General features: G+C 72.2%; 15 protein-coding genes and 3 pseudogenes. 5 read left to right on the top strand and 13 right to left on the bottom strand.

Translation table 11 applies throughout. The features are described 5' to 3' along the window. Positions 1–21 precede the first annotated feature (21 nt). Positions 22–1,215, top strand: coding sequence for a pyridoxal phosphate-dependent aminotransferase (locus H4F70_RS07115; protein WP_182359646.1), 1,194 nt, complete (start codon positions 22–24; stop codon positions 1,213–1,215). A gap of 40 nt (positions 1,216–1,255) precedes the next feature. Here H4F70_RS07115 and H4F70_RS07110 read toward each other — a convergent pair whose 3' ends face one another. Together H4F70_RS07110 and H4F70_RS07105 are read right to left on the bottom strand one after the other, a co-directional pair. Further along, positions 1,256–2,383 (bottom strand): CaiB/BaiF CoA transferase family protein, encoded by a 1,128-nt coding sequence (locus tag H4F70_RS07110; protein ID WP_182359645.1) that lies wholly within the window; start codon positions 2,381–2,383, stop codon positions 1,256–1,258. Then, positions 2,383–3,525: an acyl-CoA dehydrogenase family protein gene (locus H4F70_RS07105; protein WP_182359644.1), complete on the bottom strand. Its 1,143-nt coding sequence runs from the start codon at positions 3,523–3,525 to the stop codon at positions 2,383–2,385. The genes H4F70_RS07110 and H4F70_RS07105 overlap by 1 nt, the downstream gene beginning before the upstream one ends. A 123-nt stretch (positions 3,526–3,648) precedes the next feature. Between H4F70_RS07105 and H4F70_RS07100 the strand changes: the two genes are divergently transcribed. Together H4F70_RS07100 and H4F70_RS07095 are read left to right on the top strand one after the other, a co-directional pair. After that, the gene (locus tag H4F70_RS07100) at positions 3,649–4,707 is read left to right on the top strand and encodes an AraC family transcriptional regulator (RefSeq protein WP_372497547.1); all 1,059 of its coding nucleotides are present in this window, start codon (positions 3,649–3,651) and stop codon (positions 4,705–4,707) included. A gap of 65 nt (positions 4,708–4,772) precedes the next feature. Next, on the top strand, positions 4,773–5,288 hold the full coding sequence (locus H4F70_RS07095; RefSeq protein WP_182359643.1) for a GyrI-like domain-containing protein: 516 nt from the start codon (positions 4,773–4,775) through the stop codon (positions 5,286–5,288). 38 nt (positions 5,289–5,326) lie between these two features. Here H4F70_RS07095 and H4F70_RS07090 read toward each other — a convergent pair whose 3' ends face one another. The 9 genes and pseudogenes from H4F70_RS07090 to H4F70_RS20165 all read right to left on the bottom strand — a co-directional run bounded on the left by H4F70_RS07090 (position 5,327) and on the right by H4F70_RS20165 (position 16,052). After that, a complete protein-coding gene (locus tag H4F70_RS07090; protein ID WP_182359642.1) occupies positions 5,327–5,686 on the bottom strand; it encodes a hypothetical protein in 360 nt (119 codons plus the stop codon). 71 nt (positions 5,687–5,757) lie between these two features. Next, complete coding sequence (locus H4F70_RS07085) at positions 5,758–7,293, bottom strand: alkaline phosphatase family protein (protein WP_182359641.1); 1,536 nt, start codon at positions 7,291–7,293, stop codon at positions 5,758–5,760. Between the two features lie 209 nt (positions 7,294–7,502). Continuing rightward, on the bottom strand, positions 7,503–8,027 hold the full coding sequence (locus H4F70_RS07080; RefSeq protein WP_182359640.1) for a DUF779 domain-containing protein: 525 nt from the start codon (positions 8,025–8,027) through the stop codon (positions 7,503–7,505). Positions 8,028–8,164: 137 nt separating this feature from the next. Continuing rightward, positions 8,165–9,688, bottom strand: a complete 1,524-nt coding sequence (gene exaC, locus H4F70_RS07075; RefSeq protein ID WP_182359639.1) for an acetaldehyde dehydrogenase ExaC — start codon at positions 9,686–9,688, stop codon at positions 8,165–8,167. Between the two features lie 56 nt (positions 9,689–9,744). Beyond that, positions 9,745–11,220: a sigma-54-dependent transcriptional regulator family protein gene (locus H4F70_RS07070; RefSeq protein ID WP_182360229.1), complete on the bottom strand. Its 1,476-nt coding sequence runs from the start codon at positions 11,218–11,220 to the stop codon at positions 9,745–9,747. A 94-nt stretch (positions 11,221–11,314) separates the two neighbouring features. Next, a pseudogene (gene mftF, locus H4F70_RS07065) lies at positions 11,315–12,773 on the bottom strand (mycofactocin biosynthesis glycosyltransferase MftF). Next, positions 12,770–13,443 (bottom strand): annotated as a pseudogene (gene mftE / locus H4F70_RS07060) (mycofactocin biosynthesis peptidyl-dipeptidase MftE). The pseudogenes mftF and mftE overlap by 4 nt, the downstream one beginning before the upstream one ends. Next, positions 13,440–15,565, bottom strand: a pseudogene (locus tag H4F70_RS21120) (mycofactocin system FadH/OYE family oxidoreductase 2). The pseudogenes mftE and H4F70_RS21120 overlap by 4 nt, the downstream one beginning before the upstream one ends. 61 nt (positions 15,566–15,626) lie before the next feature. After that, positions 15,627–16,052: a hypothetical protein gene (locus H4F70_RS20165; RefSeq protein WP_220471778.1), complete on the bottom strand. Its 426-nt coding sequence runs from the start codon at positions 16,050–16,052 to the stop codon at positions 15,627–15,629. Positions 16,053–16,291: 239 nt separating this feature from the next. Between H4F70_RS20165 and H4F70_RS07045 the strand changes: the two genes are divergently transcribed. Then, positions 16,292–16,810 (top strand): transglycosylase family protein, encoded by a 519-nt coding sequence (locus tag H4F70_RS07045; RefSeq protein WP_235681375.1) that lies wholly within the window; start codon positions 16,292–16,294, stop codon positions 16,808–16,810. Positions 16,811–17,005: 195 nt separating this feature from the next. Then, positions 17,006–17,626, top strand: a complete 621-nt coding sequence (locus H4F70_RS07040; RefSeq protein WP_182359637.1) for a transglutaminase domain-containing protein — start codon at positions 17,006–17,008, stop codon at positions 17,624–17,626. A 38-nt stretch (positions 17,627–17,664) separates the two neighbouring features. Here the strand turns inward: H4F70_RS07040 and H4F70_RS07035 are convergent, their stop codons facing one another. Both H4F70_RS07035 and mftD read right to left on the bottom strand, forming a co-directional pair. After that, entirely contained in the window at positions 17,665–19,698 is a 2,034-nt protein-coding gene (locus tag H4F70_RS07035) for a mycofactocin system FadH/OYE family oxidoreductase 1 (protein WP_182359636.1), read from the bottom strand. A gap of 29 nt (positions 19,699–19,727) precedes the next feature. Next, complete coding sequence (gene mftD / locus H4F70_RS07030) at positions 19,728–20,900, bottom strand: pre-mycofactocin synthase MftD (RefSeq protein WP_182345898.1); 1,173 nt, start codon at positions 20,898–20,900, stop codon at positions 19,728–19,730. Between the last annotated feature and the right edge of the window lie 13 nt (positions 20,901–20,913).

Below are 20,913 nucleotides of genomic sequence, written 5' to 3'. Positions count from 1 at the left end.
CGCGCGGCTAGGGTGGGCCCCATGCCGGAACCCGCCCCGCACCCGCCCCGCACCGTCCGGCGCCTGCAGCCGTACGGCGCGACGATCTTCGCCGAGATGACCGCACTGGCCGTCCGGCACGACGCCGTCAACCTCGGCCAGGGGTTCCCCGACACCGACGGACCGTCCGCCATGCTCGACGCCGCACGCACGGCGATCGCGGACGGTCTCAACCAGTACGCGCCGGGCCTCGGCATGCCCGGCCTGCGCGCCGCCGTCGCCGAGGACCGCCGCGCCCGCTACGGGCTCGACACCGACCCCGACACCGAGGTCCTCATCACCGTGGGCGCCACCGAGGGGATCGCCGGCGCGGTCCTGGGCCTGGTGGAACCCGGTGACGAGGTGGTCCTGATCGAACCGTACTACGACTCCTACTCGGCGGTAATATCGCTCGCCGGCGGGGTCCGCCGCACGGTGCCGCTGGTCCCGCGCGCAGGCGGCTTCGGGCTCGACCACGACGGTCTGCGCGCGGCCGTGTCCGATGCGACGCGGATGCTCATCGTCAACACGCCGCACAACCCCACGGGCACCGTCTTCGACGCCGCCGACCGGGCGGTCATCGCCGAGGTCGTCGTGGCACACGACGTGCTCGTGCTCTCCGACGAGGTCTACGAGCACCTCGTCTACGCGGACGCCCCGGCCGGCCCGCACGTGCCGCTGTGCGCCGTCGACGGGCTCGGCGACCGCACCCTCACGGTGTCGTCGGCCGCCAAGACGTTCAACGTCACCGGCTGGAAGACGGGCTGGGTGTGCGGCCCGGCGGAGCTGGTGGCCGCCGCGCGCGGCGCCAAGCAGTTCCTCAGCTACGTCGGCGGCACCCCGTTCCAGCCCGCGGTGGAGCTGGCGCTGCGCACCGAGCAGGAATGGATCGCCCGCAACCGCACGGATCTGCAACGCAAGCGCGACGTCCTCGCCGGCGCCCTGCGCGCGACGGGGTTCGGCGTGCACGACTGCGCCGGCACGTATTTCCTGCTGGCCGATCCGCGCCCGCTCGGTTACGACGACGGCGCGCAGCTGTGCCGCGCGATGCCCGAGCGGATCGGCGTCGCCGCTGTGCCGATGGCGCCGTTCACCGACGACCCCGGACCGTGGCGGCACCTCGTGCGCTTCGCGTTCTGCAAGCGCGACGAGGTGCTCGCCGAGGGGGCACGACGTCTGGCCGGGCTGCGGGAATGACCCCGCACCCCGGCCGGGCGCCCCGGTGTGCGCGTCCACGCTAGGCATCCCACCCGATCTGCCCCAGCGGCGTCGCCCCCTGCGGCCGCACGCCCGTGTCCGCAGGAGGCTTGCGTGAGAAGCGCGGCGCCGCGGCCGGCTGCGGCGCGCCGTCCGGCCCCGTACGCGGAAGAGTCCCCCGCGCCGCGAGATGCTCGGCGTCGGGCGCTTCCGCCATGGTCAGCACCGGGGTGACGCACGCGTCGACGTCGGCGAACACCTTCGTCCACTCGTCGCGGGTCCGCGTCGCGAACCGGGCCGCGAAAAGCTCGCGCAGCTCCGGCCAGCGCGACTGGTCGATCTGCATCGGCAGGTCGTCCGCCGGGAGCTCGAGCCCCTCGAGCAGCAGCGCGTAGAACTGCGGTTCGATCGCGCCCACCGCCATGTAGCGGCCATCGGCGCACTCGTAGACCCGGTAGAACGGTGCGCCGCCGTCGAGCAGGTTGGACTCGCGCTCGTCCTGCCACATGCCCGACGCGCGGAACGACCACGGCATCGCGCCCAGTGCGCTGACCCCGTCGACCATGGCGGCATCCACCACCTGTCCGCGCCCCGACGTCTGCCGCTCGAACAACGCGGCCAGCACCCCTGTGACCAGGAACATCGATCCGCCGCCGAAATCCGCCGCCAAGTTCAGCGGAGGCACGGGCGGCTCCCCGTTCCGTCCGATGGTCGACAGCAATCCCGTCATCGACAGGTAATTGATGTCGTGCCCGGCGCGTTGCGCCATCGGCCCGTCCTGACCCCATCCGGTCATCCGGGCGTAGATCAGGCGGGGGTTGCGCTGCGCGCAGTCGTCGGGGCCGATGCCCAGCCGCTCGCACACGCCCGGCCGGAACCCCTCGATGAGCACATCCGCACGTTCGACCAGGTCCAGCAGCTCGTCGCGCTGCGTCTTGATGTCGAGGTCGACCAGCCGACGCCCGCGCAACAGCACGTCGCGGTCCTCGGGGGGCAGCACCAGGCCGCCAGGACGGCGCACGCGCACCACATCCGCACCCAGGTCACCGAGCAGCATCGCCGCGTGCGGCCCCGGACCGATGCCGCCGAGCTCGAGCACCCGCAGTCCGGCGAGCGGACCGCCGCCCCCGTCCGAGCGCGCGGGGCCGGAGTGAACGGGAGACGTCATCACATCCCCAATCCGCGGCCGATGATCTCCTTCATGATCTCGGTGGTGCCGCCGTAGATCGTCTGCACACGGGAGTCCATGTAGGCCTTCGCCACGGGGTACTCGCGCATGTAGCCGTAGCCGCCGTGCATCTGCAGGCAACGGTCGATCAGGGCCACCTGCTTCTCAGTGGTCCACCATTTGGCCATCGCGGCCTCTTCGATGGTGAGTTCGCCGCGGTTCAACGCCTCGATGCACTGGTCGACGAACACCCGGGCGATCTTCGTCTCCGTGGCCAGCTCGGCCATGACGAACCGCGAGTTCTGGAACGAGCCGATGGACCGGCCGAAGGCCTTGCGGTCACGGCAGTACTCGATGGTCTCCTGGAGCACCTGCTCCATCGCCGCGGCCGCCACCACCGCGATCGACAGACGCTCCTGCGGCAGGTTCTGCATGAGGTAGGCGAAGCCCATGCCCTCCTCGCCGATGAGGTTGGCGGCGGGCACGCGCACGTCGTTGAAGCTCAGCTCCGCGGTGTCTTGGGCCTTGAGCCCGATCTTGTCGAGGTTGCGGCCCCGCTCGAACCCGGGCATGCCGCGCTCGACACCGAGCAGCGAGAACCCCTGGGCGCCCTTGGACGGGTCCGTCTGCGCCACGACGATCACCAGGTCGGAGTGGATGCCGTTGGTGATGAACGTCTTGGCGCCGTTGAGGATCCAGTCGTCCCCGTCGCGTTTGGCGTTGGTCTTGATGCCCTGCAGGTCCGAGCCCGTGCCCGGCTCGGTCATCGCGATCGCCGTGATCAGCTCGCCGGTGCAGAACCGCGGCAGCCACCGCTCCTTCTGCTCATCGTTGCACAGGTTCATCAGGTAGGGCTGGATCACGTCGTTGTGCAGCATGAAACCGAGCCCGCTGTATCCGCCGCGCACCGACTCCTCGGTGACCACGGCGTTGTACCGGAAATCCTGCACCCCCCCGCCGCCGTACTTCTCGTCCACCGCCATGCCGAGGAACCCGAGCTTGCCGGCCTCCACCCACACTTCACGGTCGACGATGTTGTCGTCCTCCCACTGGTCATGGAACGGCGCGACGTGCTCGGCGAGGAACCCCCGGTAGGACTCGCGGAAGAGCTTGTGGTCGTCGTCGAAAAGTGTGCGCTCCATACGGTGGCCCTCCTGTGCGGACATGTGTGCCGACCGGACCCGCGCACGGGCCGGTCCGGGTGCGTTCCACCTCACCGTATGCTCGGACGGGGACGGCGGTAAGGACAGAAACGATCAGCGTTCGTGACCGATCCGACCGGGACCCTGCAGACGCGGGAGGAGGTCGGCATGGCGGTGCGAATGGTGCCGGTGGGATTCGTCCAGCGGGCGCTGCACGCGTCCGCCCGCCGGGGCATCGACCTGGGCCCCGCTCTCGTGGCCGCGGGGATCACCGCCCACGAGCTCGACAATCCCGACACCCGGCTCACCGTCGACCACGTCGCCCGGTTCATGCTCGGCGCCGCCGAGATCACCGACGACGAGCTCATGGGCCTCGGGCTCGCGCCCGTGCCCCGCGGAACATTCGCGCTGCTCTCGCACGCGATCATCCACTGCCCCGACCTCGACACGACGCTGCACCGGCTCGCGGGTTTCCTCCCCGCGCTCCCCTCGTCGGCGCCCGTGCGCATCGACTTCGACGAAGCCGGGGTGCGGTTCTGGTTCGACACCTCGGTGCTGCCCGCGGCGGGCGCCGACGCGTGGGAGGACGCTTCCGTCGTCGCCGACTTCGGCCTGCTGCTGGCGCACCGGTTCGCCGCCTGGCTCACCGGACGGCGGCTGGAGCCGTCCTCCGTCGAACTCCCCTACACCGACCCCGCACCCGTCGACGTCGTCGCGTACCACCACATGTTCGGCATCCCCATCACCTTCGGCAGCCGCGACCCCGCGATCACGTTCGCCGCGGCCGACCTGGCGAGCCCGGTGGTGCAGGACGAGCGCTCGCTGCGTGATTTCCTGCGCGACTCCCCCGGCCGGCTGTTGTCCCGGCGCGACTACGACTCCGGCCTGACCGCACGCGCGCGGCGGATCGTCGAGCTCGGCATCCGCGGCACCCAGCCCACCGCATCCGACGTCGCGGCGGCGCTGGCGGTGAGCGAACCGCAGCTGCGCCGGATGCTCCGCCAGGAGGGCACGTCGCTGGGCCGGCTGCGCGAATCGGTGCTGCAGGAGTACGCGGTGGCCGGGCTCGATGCGGGCGAGTCCGTCGACGTCATCTCCGCACGCCTCGGGTTCTCCGAGCCGAGCGCCTTCCGCCGTGCGTTCAAGCGGTGGACCGGCAAGACTCCCGGAGAATTCCGGTAGCGATGATTCCCGCGGAGCCGCCCGGTCTGCATACCCGCACGCACTCCCACCGGAAGGAGCCGGCCATGACCGCACCGCATCCGTACTTCCCCGCCGACGCGTACGACGGCGTCACCGTCCTCGACGGCCCCGAGGTTCCGCTGGCCGTGGTGGAGGTCCGCGACTTTCCCCTGGCCCGCATGCCCGAGCTGATGGACGCGGTGTTCCCGCGGCTGTTCCCCGCGCTCGCCTCCGCGGGCACCACGCCCGCCGGACCGGCGCTGGCGCTGCACACGCGGATGCCCACCGACACCGTCGACATGGCAGTCGGCGTCCCCGTCACCGCGCCGCTCGCCGGGCCCCTGGACCTGGGTGACGGCTATACCGTGGTCGCCTCGGCGATCCCCGCCGGGCGCGTGGCCGCGACCAGCCACCTGGGCTCGTACGACGGACTGGGCGAAGCGTGGGGCCGGTTCATGGGTGATGTCGCCTCCGCCGGCCACACGCCCACCACGCGGTTCTTCGAGGTGTACGTGACCGAGCCGACGCCCGATGCGGACCCGGCCGCCATGCGCACGGACCTGGCGGTGTTCCTGGCCTGAAGTGCCGCACGCGTGCGACCTCGCACGGTCTGGCCGGATCATTCCTCCGGCCCCTCGTTTCCGCCGGGGTACGCGTCGGTCTCGTCGGACGCGCGCCCCGGCCACACCTCCGTCGCACCCAGCAGGTGCTCGATCATGCCGACCACCTGCCCCGCAGACCAGGGCGGTTCCTCATCGGAATCCTGCTCACGGCTCTCCCCCGGTCCGTCAGCCAGCGTCGACTCGTCCTCGGCGTCGACGTCGACGCAGTGTTCGTCGCGCAGCAGGCGCACGAACTCCCCGTTGCGCCGCTCGTCGTCGACCCGTTCGATCAGGTCGGCCTCCTCCGCAGCCTCGACCATCGCATAGAGCCACCCGAGCGTCGCATCGCCGCCGGGCTGCGCATCGTCGCGATCCACCGCGCATCGCCTCCGTCCTGCACGGTCCATCATGCCGCGAACGGCACCGTCACGCGCGGCATCGAGCGGAGTCAGGCCATCCCCGACGGCCTTCCCCTCGTGCCCGGCTCCTGCACCGGCATGCTGTTCGGCGGCACCGGATACGAGGCGCCCATGTTGACGAACCCCAGGCCCATGCTTCCGCCGCACTGCAGCACGGCGGGCCCCACGCGGCTGTAGCCGTCGAACATGGGCGGCACCGTGGGGTCGGGACGCCCGGCGAAGTTGAAGGTGGAGGTCATGTCGCCGCAGGTGGCGCGGCGCCACGGCGTCAGATTGGGCACGTCCACCCCGAACCGTCGCTCGATGAGCCGCAATTGCGAGGTGTGGTCGAACACCTCGGATGCGACGAGCCCGCCGCGGCTGTACGGCGAGATCACCAGGCCCGGCACGCGGAAACCGAGCCCCACCGGACCCGCGATGCCGTCGGAATCGTCCACGCCGCCGAGCGGCACAGTGAGGTACTCGCCGGGGGTGCCGGGCGGCGGCACGGGCGGGGCCACGTGGTCGAAGAACCCGCCGTTCTCGTCGTAGCTGACGATGAGCGCCGTCTTCTCCCACACCGCCGGGTTGGCGGTGAGGATGTCGAGGGCCATGAGCAGTCCGGTGGCGCCCAGGGCCGGCGGCAACGCCGGGTGCTCGCAGTCGAGCAGGCGCGGTATCAACCACGACACCGCGGGCAGCCGGTCGTTCTCCACATCGTCGCGGAACCCGTCCGGGTACGTCGGATCCTTGCCCTTGCGCGCCAGCACCGACGCGGGATCCGCGGCCTGGCGGAAACACCCCATCATGCCGTCGAGCACCACTGCGGACACCGGCCCCAGGTCCCGGTTGTTGTAGATCTTCCAGGAGACGCCGGCCTCCTCGAGGTTCTCCGGCATGGTGCGCCAGCTGTAGGTGTTCTGCGGGATCAGGTACGGCGTCGTGATCAGCGGCCCGCCGTGCGTCCCGTCGGGGTCGATGGTGCCGCTCATCCAGTACAGCCGGTTGGGGTCGGTGGGGCCCATCACCGAGCAGTAGTAGTTGTCGCAGATGGTGAAGGCGTCGGCCAGGTCGTAGTGCACCGGGAGGTCCGCGCGCGTGTAGTGGCCCATGGTGGCCGGACCGTTGGCGGGCCCGTCCGCGGCGATGTGCTCGGGGATCCACCGGTCCATCGCACCGCCGTTCCAGGAACGGTGCTGCGGGCCCCACGCGTGGGTGGGGTCATTGATGCACTCGCCGTCGAGGGCCGGGCCCCGGTTGGTGTCCAGACGGAACGGGTTGACGTAGCCGTCGGGCGTGGGCCCCACACCCGGCTGGTAGCCGTACTGGTTCCACGCCGGGGACGGGTCGCCGAAGCCGCGCACCCCGGACAGCGTGCCGAAGTAGTGGTCGAACGAGCGGTTCTCGTTCATGAGCAGGACGATGTGCTCGATGTCGTCCAGCGACCCCGTCCCCGCGGGGTCGGCGGCGTAGGCGCGCTCGATGACGGGGCCGGCCCACGAGGCCAGCACCGCCATCCCGCCCGCGGCGGTGACTTTGGCCAGGAACTCACGGCGCGACATCCCTGCGAACGGGCCATGCGGCATGGGCGGCTCCTTGATCGGGCGGTACGCCTGATCGACAGCGGATCGCGTGATGCACGCAGTATCCCCGTCGCGCGCTCCCTCCGCGACCGGTTCCGTCAATTCATGGAATACCGCGCGGGCCGAATACTTCTTCTCGCCGGGGCAGCGGGGTCGAGCGTCCGGACCACGCGGGGAACGCTCGGCGCAGGCCGCGGCGTGTGTATCGCGCCTCAGCGGAACCCGCAGGCCGCCTCCGCCTCAGCGGCGTCCGCCACCACCACGGGGAATCCGGGCGTCGGAGGGACGACTCCCGCCTCCACCTGCACGCCGGTCAGCGGCGGCGCGTCGGTCAACGCCCGCAGCTCCGCGCGCATGAACGGGCGCGAACGGGTGAGGAACCGGAGGCCCTCGGGCGCCTCCAGACTGAAGCCTCCACCACGACCTGCGACCACGTCGAGGATCAGCTGCGTGTGCTGCCACGCCGCGTACTGCGGCCCGGAGATCCACACGGCCACGGCGTCGTCGCCGATGGGGCGTTCGGCCGCAACCGCGCCGGGCACCGCCGCCAGATCGAGCTCGCCCAGGAGGACGTCGCGGTCGCCCACGAGGAACTCCCCGGCGCCGTAGCACATCGGCGAAGACCCGTCGCAGCAGCCGCCGGACTGGTGGAGCATGAGCGGACCGTGCCGGCGGCGAAGGCTGCACAGCAGGTCACGGGCCGCCACGGTGGCGACAACGCGCGCGGGTGCGGTCATGAACGGTCCTCGGTTCGCGAGTGTTCCGGGTCGGATGGCCGCCGGTGCGGGGGACGGCATCGACGCTCGTCCCCCGCACCGGCGTGAGTCCCCGGCCGCCACGGGGGGAGGGGGGATACGGCGGCCGGGGAAGCCGCTCAGAAGAAGCCCTGGGCCCCTTCGGCGTAGGAGACGAGCAGGTTCTTCGTCTGCTGGTAGTGGTCGAGCATCATGCGGTGGTTCTCCCGACCGAAGCCCGACTGCTTGTAGCCGCCGAACGCCGCGTGCGCCGGGTACTGGTGGTACGTGTTGGTCCACACGCGCCCCGCCTGGATGTCGCGTCCGGCGCGGTAGGCGGTCGATCCGTTGCGCGACCAGACTCCGGCGCCCAGCCCGTAGAGGGTGTCGTTGGCGATGCGGATGGCATCGTCGTAATCGGTGAACGAGGTGACCGAGACGACGGGGCCGAAGATCTCCTCCTGGAAGATCCGCATGTCGTTGGTGCCCGCGAACACGGTGGGCTGGATGTAATAGCCGCCGGACAGGTCGCCGCCCAGGTCGGACCGCTCGCCGCCCGTGACCACCGTGGCGCCCTCGGCCTTGCCGATGTCGATGTAGGACAGGATCTTCTCGAACTGGTCGTTCGAGGCCTGCGCGCCGATCATCGTCTCGGTGTCGAGCGGATCGCCCTGGCGCACCGCCTTGGTCCGGATGGCCGCGAGCTCCAGGAACTCGTCGTAGATGGTGTTCTGGATAAGCGACCGCGACGGGCAGGTGCACACCTCGCCCTGGTTGAGGGCGAACATCGTGAACCCTTCGAGCGCCTTGTCCTGGTACGCGTCGGCCTTGGCCAGGACGTCGTCGAAGAAGATGTTGGGACTCTTGCCGCCCAGCTCCAGCGTGACCGGGATGAGGTTCTGGCTGGCGTACTGCATGATCAGCCGTCCGGTGGTGGTCTCACCGGTGAACGCCACCTTGGCGATGCGGTTGCTGGACGCCAGGGGTTTGCCGGTCTCGGCGCCGAAGCCGTTGACGATGTTGAGGACGCCGTCCGGCAGCAGGTCCCCGACGAGGGAGATCAGGTGCATGATCGACGCGGGGGTCTGCTCGGCCGGCTTCATGACGATCGCGTTGCCGGCGGCGAGCGCGGGCGCCAGCTTCCAGGTGGCCATGAGGATCGGGAAGTTCCACGGGATGATCTGGCCGACCACGCCGAGCGGCTCATGGAAGTGGTAAGCGACCGTATCCTCGTCGATCTGCGAGAGCGAGCCCTCCTGCGCGCGGATCGCGCCGGCGAAGTACCGGAAGTGGTCGATCGCGAGCGGGATGTCCGCGTTGAGCGTCTCGCGGACCGGCTTGCCGTTGTCCCACGACTCGGCCACGGCGATCGACTCGAGGTTCGCCTCCATGCGGTCGGCGATGCTGTTGAGGACGAGTGCCCGTTCGGCGGCGGTGGTCTTGCCCCAGGCGGGGGCTGCGGCGTGTGCGGCGTCCAGCGCCAGCTCGACGTCGGCCGCGCCGGACCGCGCGACCTCGCAGAAGGCCTGGCCGGTGACCGGCGTGGTGTTCTCGAAGTACTCGCCGCCCACCGGGGCGGTCCAGGCGCCGCTGATCCAGTTGTCGTAGCGGGACTGGAACGACATCACAGCATCCGGTGCACCGGGGCGGGCATACACGGTCATCGCGCACTCCTTGGGTTCGTGTTCTCCACCCGGCCGACCGGGCGTGATGCACGACACTAAGTGCGCGGACGTTGCAACCGGGTTGCAGCGCGGCCGAACCGGCGCTCCAGCAGGTCCGCATGCGCCTTGGCCTGTACGAACGCGGGCGAACCCGCGCGGAGCAGGGCGACGAGCGCCTGCCAGACGACGGGGTCGTCCCGGCCGGTCGACGTCGCGGCCCAGCGTTGCAACAGGGACGGATCGCCACTGTGGAGCACCGCCGCACGCATGCGCGCGTCGAGGGACTCCCGCACCTCCGACACCCCGGGCGCCAGCGAATCGGGCAGCGCCGGGCCGCGGTACAAGCGCAGCGCTTCCTCGACATCGCCCCTGCTCAACGCGCTGCGGACCGCCATCACATCGGTCAGTACGGAACCCGTCAACCGGTAGGGGCGCGAGGCGATCATGTCCGCGCCGAGCACCCGGCGCAATCGCGACATCTCCGCGCGCACGGTCACCGCGTCCAGGGAACGCTCGTCGAGCTCCACAGCGAGACGCTCGGCGCTCAGCCCGTCGGGATGTTCGGTCAGCAGCACCAGGATCTCCGCATGCCGCGGCGACAGCCGCGACTCGCCGCGGCCGGCACGCAGCGTCGGCCGATCTCCCCCGAGGACCCGCAGCCGCCGCGCGTGCGGCGAACCGGCGCCGGCCGGCGGTGCGAGCGCGTCGGCGACCGTCGCCGGCCCCGATGCGGACACATCGCGCCACTCGTCCGCACGGTGCCCGCCCGCGATGCCGCGCAACCGCAGCTCCGCCTCGGCCGCCGCCACGGTCGCCCGTACGAGGGTGAGGACCTCCGGTGCGGCCACCCGAGTGCCACCGGTGATGTCGATGGAGCCCAGGATCGCGCCGGATGCCGGGTCGTGCACGGGGGCCGCCGCGCAGCTCCACCGCCGGACGGTGCGCGCGAAGTGCTCGGCGCCGAACAACTGCACACAGTGGTCCAGCGCAAGCGAGGTGCCGGGGGCGTTCGTGCCCATGGCCGACTCGCTCCAGTCGGCCCCCTCCGCGAACGCCATCGCCGCGGCGCGGTCCCGCATCGACGTGTCGCCCTCCACCCAGAGCAGGCGCCCGTCTGCGTCGCTGATCGCGACCAGCAGCTCCGCATCCACGGCATCGTCGACGAGCAGTGTGCGCACCACCGGCAACACCGAGGCCAAAGGATGGACGGCTCGGTATTCACGCAGGTCCGCGTCGCCGAAGGCCACACCGGCGGACTCCGCCTCCGGGTCCACCCCGCTGCACCTGCTGCGCTCCCAGGATTCCAGGACCACCGCGCGTACGTCCGCCGCCAGCGCCACGTCGCCCGCCGCGCTCCCCCACGACGATCCGCCGGCCGGCCCGCTCCTTGTCGACCGGCCCGCTTGCCGCGCGCCTCCGGTGACGAACCGGTCGTGGGCCGCACCGAGCCGCCGGGCCACCGCCGCCGCATCCTCGCCCGGGCGCAGCGCAGTCCACTGCCCCGCCCGCCCGGGAACCGTGTTCGCCGCCACCGTGGCCCTCCTTCCGACGATCACCACTGTAATCAGGGTCACAGGCGGAAGGAATCCTGCGTACTCGCGGACGGGCCGGATCGACGGCGCCCCGTCACCCCCGCCGCGGCAACAGCGCCGCGGCACTGCGTGCACGGATCGCACCCCGCCACAGACCGAAGCCGTAGCCGGCGTCGTCGAGCCGCTTGCACACCAGGTATCGGACAGGATCCAGCCGGGGGCGCCGCCAACGGCCCTCGCCTCCGCGCAGGTCCCGCACGTACCAATCGACGAGCCCTTCGGCGACCGCCGTGACCAGGACGACCCGCCGCGCCCGCCGGGACACCGCGGCGGAGGCGACCGCCAACGGCCAGTAATGCCGGCACACCCCCAGCGCAAGCTGCCACAGTGCGGATCCGCACCCCAGCGCGAGCAGCCGGCCTGCCGTCTGCCGCGGGCGCTGCAGACCTGTGAGCGTCCGCGCGATGCGCGCCCCCGCCGCCGCGGAGACGACGATCGCGACGCCCAGGCCGGCGCGCGTGCCCGTGAACACCGCGGCCCCCGCGGCCGCGGACCACGGGGCGAGGATGAGCGGTGCGACCTGCCCCGGGTGGCGCTCGGCGAGCGGCGCCGCCCCGAGCCCGTAATACGCCTTGCGCGCCCACCAGCCGTGCAGCCGCGTCCGGTGCTCATGCGCTACCACCGCGGCCGGGTCGTAGCGCAGCCGCCAACCGGCCTCGTGCAAGCGCCAGCACAGGTCCACGTCTTCGGCCACGTGCATGCGCTCGTCGAAGCCCCCCTCCACCGACGACTCCGTCGGGATCCCGGTGATCGCCGTCCGCCGCACCACCATCGCCGCGCTCGGCACGTACGACACCGGGGTGCCGGACACCACCGGGCCCGGCGCCGCGCCCAGGTCCAGGGACGACCGGATCTCCTCGTATCGGACGAGGCCGATACCGGGCCGCATCGTCCCCGGCTCGTCCGCGGCGGCGAGTGCAGTGATGCGCGGCGCGGCGAGCGCGACGGAAGGGTCGGCGAAGTGCGCCGACAGCGCGTCCAGCCACCCCGGTTGCGGGACCGTGTCGGAATCGAGGAACGCGACGAGCGCCGTATCGCAGGCGGCCAGCCCCGCGTTCCTGGCGGCGGCCGGGGCCGCGCGGTGCGGCGTGGCGGATCACCCGCGCGCCGGGTGCGCGGACCGGGGTGGGCGAGCCGTCGTCGACGACGATCACCGGCACGCCGACGAGCGCGCGCAGGAGCCGGTCGACGCCCGCCTGGTTGTCGCGCACGGGGACCACGACGGTCGCCTCGTGCAGCGGCTCGGCGCTCAGACCGATATCAGCCGGCGAGAGGTCGGGGTGCGCGATGCCCGTGTCGAGCAACCGGCGGGCGAGTGTTCCCGTCACCGCGTCGACCACCGTCAACTCCCCCGACGCGAGCAGCCCGGCAGCGCGGGGTGTGAGCCGCAGAAGCCGGGTGGGTGCGCCGCCGATCAGCGCCGTGCCGCCGTCGAGGACACGCACCGAGGCCCCGATGCGGACGCGGAATCCGATGGGAAGCGCACCGCTCACGCCGCGATCCTCCCGTGCCCGTCCGGACTCCACGCATCGACCGCCGCCCGCAGCTCCGCGCACAGCGCCTCCACGATCCGTCTCCCCTCGTCCGCGGTCGCGCCCGTGGGGTCGCCGAGGACGCCCGAAACGCTCACCGCGGCCACCCCCCCTCGCGCATCGCCTGCCACAGCGCGCCCGCGGGCGCCGTGTTCCCGGGGGCCGCCGCGCGCATGCGCACCGAGCCCGGCGCCAGGTACAGCATCACCGCCGTCTCGGTGCGGCCGGCGTGGGCGTCGCCGTCGGGGATCACCGGTGTCCACCAGGCGGCGTCGCGGCCCTCGTAGCGCAGCAGTTTCACCGCGGACGCCAGCGCCGAGGCATTGCCGCCGTGCCCGTTGACGAAGACGACCCGCCGTGCCCACCGGCAGGCCGAGCGTCCGTACTCGACGAGCAGCAGGCGCAGGGCCTCGGAGCCGATCGACACGGTGCCGGGGAACTGCTCGTGCTCGCCGCTGGCGCCGTAGGCGAGGGCGGGTGCGACCACCTCGTCCAGCGAAACGGCGACGGCGGTGGCGATGCGGGTGTCCGTGTCCAGCGGCAGGTGCGGGCCGTGCTGTTCTACGGATCCGACCGGCACCACCAGCAGGTCCACGGCCGTTTCAGCCCATGTCGAATCCGCGAGATTCACAGCGCAGCACCCGACCCCAACAGAGCCCCCACGCGCTCGCCCTCGCGGATCGCGGCGTCTGCACGGCGCGGAGCCAGCGCGTCACCGATCCGGTACATCGGGAACCCTGCGGAGGATCTCGCAGCCCCCGCGGTCTCCGGCCGTCCCCTGCCGGGTGCGGCGCACGCCAGGTCACGCCACAGCGCGTCGTCGCTCCTCTGCTGCCCCGCATACACCACCCGGTCCCACCGCCCCTCCGATGATGTCCCGGTGGGGTGGTGGACGAGGGTGACGCGCACGCCGGAGCCGTCCGGCCGCGCTGCGCCGACGACGGTGTCGGTGCGCTGCCGGATCCCGGCCCGGTGCGCCCGGGCCAGCCAGCCCTCACGATCCAGAGTCACACCCAGATCCTGCCCCACCACCATGCCGTCCGTGCACACGGTCACCGCGTGGCCGCGCGCCGCGAGCAGCTCGGCCACCGAGGTGGCCGGGTGGAAGCCCAGTCCGTCGACGATGAGGACCCGGCCCGCGGCCGTCGAACCGTGCGGCGGCCCGTCGGGGGCCGCGAGCACCTCGCGCACGTCCGCGTATGCGTCGGCCGGCAGACCACGCGCCCACCCCGGCGGGGCGGGCAGCGCCCCGGTGGCGACGACGACCACGTCGGGCACTCCACCCGCGCCGTCAAGCATGTCCGCATCGAACATCCCCGCCCGGACGGCGACGCCGCACTCGATGCGGACCCCGGCCGCCGCGCACCGCAGCGCCAGGTGCCGCGTGATCTCCGCCAGGCCCTCCCGGTACGGCGCCGCGGCGGCGAGGGTGATCTGGCCGCCGAGCCGCGGGCCCCTCTCGAACAGGGTGACCTCGTGGCCGTTCTCGGCGGCGGACACCGCCGCCTGCATCCCCGCCGGGCCGCCGCCCACCACGGTGACGCGCAGTCTCCGCTCGGGCCGGGACAGTCCGACGGGGGTGCGCGCCGCGTCTCCCGTCCCGCCTGCGGGTTCTGGAGGCAGCGGATGGGACGGTTGAACCCGACCCGCCCGATGCATTCCTGGTTGCACGCAGAGCACACACGCGGCGTGCCGTCGCCGGACAGGGCCGTGACCGCCTGGGCCGTGAAATCCGGGTCGGCGATCTGCCCGCGGACGACGCCGACGAGATCGCAGGCGCCGTCGCGTAGGGCCGACTCGGCATCGCTCGGCCGGGAGAACCTGCCGACACCCACCACGGGCAGGGCGACGGCGGCCCGCAGCGCCGACGGGATGTGCAGCGCGTAGCCGGGCGGCGTGGCCATCGACGCCTCGATGAGGTGCAGGGTGCTCGTCGCCAGACCGATCGAGGTGTTGATGTAGTCGACGGCGCCGGTCGCCTCCACCGTCCGCGCCAGCGCCACGGCCTCGTCGAGCGTGATACCGCCGTCGACCTGCTCCTCCCCCGCCAGTCGCACGCCCAGGATCATCCCGGGGCCGAGCTCGTCTCGCACGGCGGCGATCACCTCGAGCAGGAACCGCGCGCGGCGGGCGGGCGTGCCGCCGTAGTCGTCGACCCGGCGATTGGTGCCGCGGGCGAGGAACTGCCGGATCAGGGAGGCCTGCGAGCACTGCAGCTCCACCCCGTCGAACCCGCCGAGGCGGCAATGCCGGGCGGTGTCGGCGAAGCCGCGCACGATGTCCGCGATCCCCGCGCGGTCCAGCGGGCGGGGAACCTCACGGAACATCGGGTCCCACACGGGGCTCGGCGCGGACAGCGGGCGACGGGTGTACAGCGAGCTGCCCTGCGCACCGTTGTGGTTGAGCTGGGCGAGGACGACAGCGCCGTGCGCGTGGACGCGGTCCGTGATCCGCCGGTAGCCCTCCACCACCGCCGGGTCGAATCCGCGGATGAGCTTCTCGTAGGGGCGGTCCGAGGCGTGCACGGTGTGCTCCTCGGTGACGATCAACCCCGCACCGCCACGCGCCCGCGCCTCGTAGTACGCAGCATGATCGGCGTTCGGCATGCCGTCCGCCGCCAGGTTGGTCAGGTGTGCGCAGAACACGACACGGTCGCGCAGCACCGTCGCACGCCCGTCCGCGCCCAGCCGCAACGGGGACGACAGCAACGGGACGGCCGGGGCCGGAGCGGCCGGGGATCGGTCGATGCGCACCCATCCGACGGTAGTCGTGACAGTGGCGATGCGGACCCGCCCCTCCGCCCTGCGCGTACGCCTACAGAGCCGGCCAGCCCAGCAGCTCCCGCGACGCCGACTCGTCGTACAGCTTCTCCAGGCGGGTGATCTTGTTCTCCGAGTTGATCCGGATCGAGTAGACGAAGGGGATCTCCGCCTTCTTGTGCGTCGGCGGCACCGGCCCGCCGTCCCCCGTGTGCTGGGCGTAGGACATCCCGTGCAGCAATGCGATACCGGCGTCCGCGTCATACCCGGACGCGACCAGCGCATAGGTGGAACCGCGGAACGTGGTGGCGAACGCCCCGGCGACCTGGTCGCAGTACGCTGCCAGCGTCGTCAATCCCGTGTAGCTGCCGGCGGGGCTGTGGAACTGCGCGTCGGGTTCGGCGTACTGGCGGCATTCGTTCCACCCCTGCGCAGACTCGCAGGCGTGGAAGAACTTCTGTGCGGTATCGAGGGCTTCCATGGGTATTCCTTCCTCAGGCGCATCGCCAGTGGCGAGGGGTCGATATGTGACGCACAGCATTTCGCACTCCCCGGGCTTTGGGGCTTTGCTCCCGGCTGGCGGGAACATCGTGATTCCGCCCCTGACATCGAGAATCCCTGGTAAAGGCCAGGACCGGGGATGGGATACCGCCGAAACGAACCATCCAGCGCCCCAAGGCTCTACAGTTGCTTCGGAGAACGACCGCGAAGGAGAACCCCGTGGCCGCACCCGCAATGACCCGCACCCTTGGCGCGACGATCGCGACGAGCGCAGCGCTCGGCATCGCATTGACCCTCGGCGCCGGTACCGCCGCAGCCTACGACTGGACCGGCGTCGCGCAGTGCGAGTCCGGCGGAAACTGGCATATCGACACCGGCAACGGCTACTACGGCGGCTTGCAGTTCAGCATGCCCACCTGGCAGGCGTACGGCGGCGTCGGCAATCCGGCGCACGCCACCCGTGCCGAGCAGGTCAGGGTGGCGGAGCGCGTGCTCGCCGGCCAGGGCATCGGCGCATGGCCGGCGTGCGGCACGCACCTGCGCCCCGGCATCAGCCCTGCGCTGGCCACCGAAGGGCTCCTGCCACCGGGGTCGCTGGACCTGCTCCCGGGGTCCGTTGCGCTGCCACCGGGGTCGATGGCACTGCCGCCGGGGTCCATGGATCCGGGCTCGTTCGACCCGCTCGGTTCGGCGGCGGCGATGATCCCGCCGGGGTCGATCGCGCTGCCGTTCCCCTGACCTGCGGCGCACCCCCCAAACCGAGCACCTGTTGCACCGCAGTCCGGGCGGAACCGGCGCGCGGTACGCGCACGAAGTGCTCGGGCGGTGAGGAGCCCTCGTTCCGTCCGCGCATCTCCGGGTGCCCCTGCCCGGGCGCACCGGTGCGACGCGCCCATCGAGGGGGATGGTCGCCGGACACGGGATGATGTCGGCATGACGAGCACCGCACCGCGCTTCTCCGCCGCTTCGCCAGCGGCGTTCCTCGGCCGCGATTCCTACGTCGACACGACGGACCCCGAGATTCTGACGCTGGCGCGCGGCCTGCGGGCACGGGCGGGCTCCGCCGCGACCGCCACTGCCACCGCAACGGCCTATGCCCGAACGGCTTTCGAGTGGGTCCGAGACGAAGTGGCGCATTCCTACGACGCCCGCGACCCACGCGTCACGCTCACCGCCGGCGAGGTGCTCGCCGAACGCGTGGGCCTCTGCTACGCCAAGGCGCACCTGCTGGCAGCGTTGCTGCGGTGCCAGGGCATCCCCGCAGGCCTGTGTTACCAGCGGCTCGAGCACGGCGACGGACACGTCCTGCACGGCCTCGTCGCCGTGCACCTCTGCGAAGCCTGGCACCGGCAGGACCCGCGCGGGAACACCGGCGGCATCGACGCGCGGTTCTCGCTGGGCGCCGAGCGACTGGCGTGGACCATTGATCCGACTCGCGGCGAGGTCGATTACCCGGAGCTGTACGCGACGCCGGCGCGGTGCGTCGTCGACACGCTCCGCGGCGCCCGCAACGTGCTGGACCTCTACGACGACGGGCTGCCGACGGAGCTCTGACCGCCCCCGTCGCGCCCCTGACCGCACGCCCCTTCGTCCTATCGGCGTCGCGCGAGCGTGGTTCTCGCGGCCTCCTCCCCCTCGCGCATCGCCTCGAGCGCGGTGCGCGGCGCTACGCAGTCGCCCGCGCGGACGGCCCCTGCGAGCGATACTCCAGGCAGCCGAGGCGCGCAATCCACCACCAGTACGCACGGCACCTCCCTACGCTCACCGGTGTGGCCGTGCTCGAGCACCGCTGCCCCGTCGCGTTGCCCGCGCAGCACCGAGAGCACGTGCCTCGTCACCCCGGCGCGAGCCAGGCGCACATTGGCGCCGACGAGGTCGCCCGCGCGTGCCAGCTCGGCGCCCGCGACCGGGTCGGGCGTCACCAGGTGCACCGTGCGGCCGGCCGCGGCCAGCCATTCGGCGACGGCGACGCCCACCGGGCCGCCTATCGGATCGTTGACCAGCACAGGACCGTCGGGAAGCGGTAGAACCCCGCCCGCGGTATCGAGCACCGCAGCGGCCTCGGCCCAGGCCTCGCACGGCACGCCCGCCGGCCGCGGCAGGCCGCCGGTCGCCTGAATCACCGGCGTGCCGCGTCGCAGCGTCTCCGCCGCTCGCCGCGCGCCGTCGTGCACACCGCACTCGAGCCGCACACCGAGTCGCGCGCACTCGCCCTCCAGCCAGCCGCGGAGGCCGGCGAGCGCCGGGCGTGCGACCGCGGCCGCCTGCAGTACCCCGCCGGGGGCCGCTGCACGCTCGAGCACCGTCACCCGCGCACCACCGACCGCCATGACGCGCGCGGCAGCAAGGCCGGCGACCCCTGCGCCGAGCACCAGCACTCCGAGCGGATCCGCCGCGGTTGCCTCTGCGCAATCGGTCACGGCCTCCCCGCACTCCTCCGCCACCGGAATCGACTCCCCCGGCGGAATCGAGTCCCCCGGCGGACCCGGCCGCACGGCGCAGTCGACGAGCGGATTGCGCGGGTCGTCCACCATGCACCCCTGGTTGCACAGAAGGCACGGGCGCGGCGCAACACCCGCCCGCACACGGGAAACCAGGTGCGGGTCGGCGATGAGCGCACGGGTCATCTCGACGAAGTCCGCCGTGCCGTCCGCCAGGAACCCCTCGGCGGCAACCGGATCGACCACGGATCCCTGCAGCACCACGGCCGCACGGCCGTCTGCGGCCGCACGCATCGCCCGGCACAGTTCCGCGTTGAAGCCGGGCGCCGTATCCCACTGCGCATGTGCCTGCGACCACGGCGGCAGCACCACCGGGCGGTACGCGTCGACGGTGTACAGGCCGCCGCGCACGACGGTGATCAGATCCGCGGCGTCCGCAGCACGGCGCACCGCCTCCGTCGCCTCGTCGGGACCGATTCCGCCCCAGGACACGGCCTCGTCACAGGTGAGCCGCAGCGCGACCACTGCGTCCCCTACGGCTGCCCGCACCGCGCCGAGCACCTCGAGCAGCAGCGCGGCACGGTCCTCCCCGTAGCCGTCGGCCCGCTTGTTGGTGAGGTCGGAGAGGAACTGCCGCACCAGGGATGCCGGGCCGACGTCGATCTCCACGCCGTCGCACCCGGCCCCGGTCGCGCGCCGTGCGGCGTCCGCGAATCCGGCGACGACGGCGGCGATCTCGCCACGCTCCATCACCGCGGGCATCTCGCGGGTGGCCGGGTCCGCCACGGCCGACGGGCCCCACAGCGCCCCCCTGTCGCCGAACGCGCTGCTGCCCTGCAATCCACGGTGCCCGAGCCCGGCGAGCACGATAGTGCCGTGCGGGCGGGAGGACTCGGCGATCCGCGCCCAGCCGTCGGCGCATTCCGCGGCGAGTGGTGCCCGCTCATACGGCCAGTCCGACGGGTGCACCGACGCCGTCTCGGTCACCACGATGCCCGCGCCGCCCGCCGCACGCTCCGCGTAGTAGGCGGCGTGCTCGGACGACAGCGCGCGGCCGACTCCGAGGTTGGTGACATGCGGACCGAACAGCACCGCGGACGGCGGGCGCCGGCCCGCCAGACGCACCCGCCCCGCAAGCGGAACCCGCGCGGCCGGTGCGGGCCGCGCGGGTTCGCCATCGTGCATCGTCGCGCTGCTCAGGCGCCCGACTCCGTTCAGGCGCCCAGCTTGCGCACGAAGTCCTCGGCCATGATGAGGTCCTCGGGACTGAGGTCGTGCACCGACTTGTGGCCGAGCCCCAGCACGGCCGAGTCGATGCCGCTGCGCATGATGTCCAGCACGTTCTCCACACCGGCCTGCCCGTTGGCGGCGAGGCCCCACAGGTAGGCGCGGCCGATCATCACGGCCTTGGCGCCCAGTGCGAGGGCCTTGACGACGTCGCCGCCGCGGCGCACGCCGCCGTCCATGACGACCTCGACCTGGTCGCCCACGGCCTCCGCGATGGGTCCCAGCGCGCGGATCGGCGCCGGCGTGCCGTCGAGATTGTTGCCGCCGTGGTTGGACACGGAGATCGCGGTGACGCCCGCATCGACGGCACGCTTGGCGTCGTCGACGCGCATGACGCCCTTGAGCATGAAGTTCTCACCCCACTGCTCGCGCAGCCAGGCCACGTCCTCCCACGTGGGCAGCGGGGTGCCCATCCACTCGCCGTAGGCGCCGAAGAACGTCGGCGCCGGCTGCCCCGGCTTCTTGAGGTTCGGCGTCGTGAGGTCCGGGATGGCGCCCGACTTGGCGTACTGCAGAAGCCACTTGGGGTGCAGTGCGCCCTGCAGGGCGTTCTTGCGCATCGCCGTGAAGTCCATCTTCTCGGGGATCTCCGGGCTGCCCCAGTCGCGGCCCATGGAGAACGACCAGTCGAGCGTCATGATCAGGCCTTTGGCCCCGGCCGCGCGGGCGCGTTCCATGCGCTCGACGAGGGTGTCCCTGTCGCCCACCCAGTACATCTGGAAGAACGTCTGCGGGTTGGCCTCCGCGACCTCCTCGATGGACTTGCTGGCGAAGGAGCTCAGTCCCATCGCCACTCCCCTGTTGGCGGCGCCGCGGGCGACGGCCACCTCGCCGTCCGGGTGCACGGCCTGCACGCCGGTGGGCGAGATCATCACCGGCATCGACAGCGGCTGGCCCATCACCTCGGTGGCGAGCTCGCGCTCGTCCTTGAGCCCGGCCACGTGCGGCGCGAAACCGAGTTCACTGAAGGCGTTCATGTTGTCGCTGGTGGTCAGGCCCTTCTCGGAGCCGGCGACCAGTGCCATGTAGACGGGCCGCGGAAGGCGCTTCTTCGCGCGGCGCTGCGCCTCGGCTACGGTCTCGAACCAGGGGTTTACCATGTGCTGCTACTTC

The sequence above is a fragment of the Tomitella gaofuii genome (genome assembly GCF_014126825.1).
GTDB lineage: Bacteria > Actinomycetota > Actinomycetes > Mycobacteriales > Mycobacteriaceae > Tomitella > Tomitella gaofuii.
This window is presented reverse-complemented; position numbering and strand designations above follow the sequence as displayed.

Coding starts and splice junctions, on each gene's coding strand:
- H4F70_RS07035 (WP_182359636.1), bottom strand. CDS start 19,698: ATGCACGATGGCGAACCCGCGCGGCCCGCACCGGCCGCGCGGGTTCCG.
- H4F70_RS07085 (WP_182359641.1), bottom strand. CDS start 7,293: ATGCCGCATGGCCCGTTCGCAGGGATGTCGCGCCGTGAGTTCCTGGCC.
- H4F70_RS07095 (WP_182359643.1), top strand. CDS start 4,773: ATGACCGCACCGCATCCGTACTTCCCCGCCGACGCGTACGACGGCGTC.
- H4F70_RS07115 (WP_182359646.1), top strand. CDS start 22: ATGCCGGAACCCGCCCCGCACCCGCCCCGCACCGTCCGGCGCCTGCAG.
- mftD (WP_182345898.1), bottom strand. CDS start 20,900: ATGGTAAACCCCTGGTTCGAGACCGTAGCCGAGGCGCAGCGCCGCGCG.
- H4F70_RS07110 (WP_182359645.1), bottom strand. CDS start 2,383: ATGACGTCTCCCGTTCACTCCGGCCCCGCGCGCTCGGACGGGGGCGGC.
- H4F70_RS07040 (WP_182359637.1), top strand. CDS start 17,006: ATGACGAGCACCGCACCGCGCTTCTCCGCCGCTTCGCCAGCGGCGTTC.
- exaC (WP_182359639.1), bottom strand. CDS start 9,688: ATGACCGTGTATGCCCGCCCCGGTGCACCGGATGCTGTGATGTCGTTC.
- H4F70_RS07105 (WP_182359644.1), bottom strand. CDS start 3,525: ATGGAGCGCACACTTTTCGACGACGACCACAAGCTCTTCCGCGAGTCC.
- H4F70_RS20165 (WP_220471778.1), bottom strand. CDS start 16,052: ATGGAAGCCCTCGATACCGCACAGAAGTTCTTCCACGCCTGCGAGTCT.
- H4F70_RS07080 (WP_182359640.1), bottom strand. CDS start 8,027: ATGACCGCACCCGCGCGCGTTGTCGCCACCGTGGCGGCCCGTGACCTG.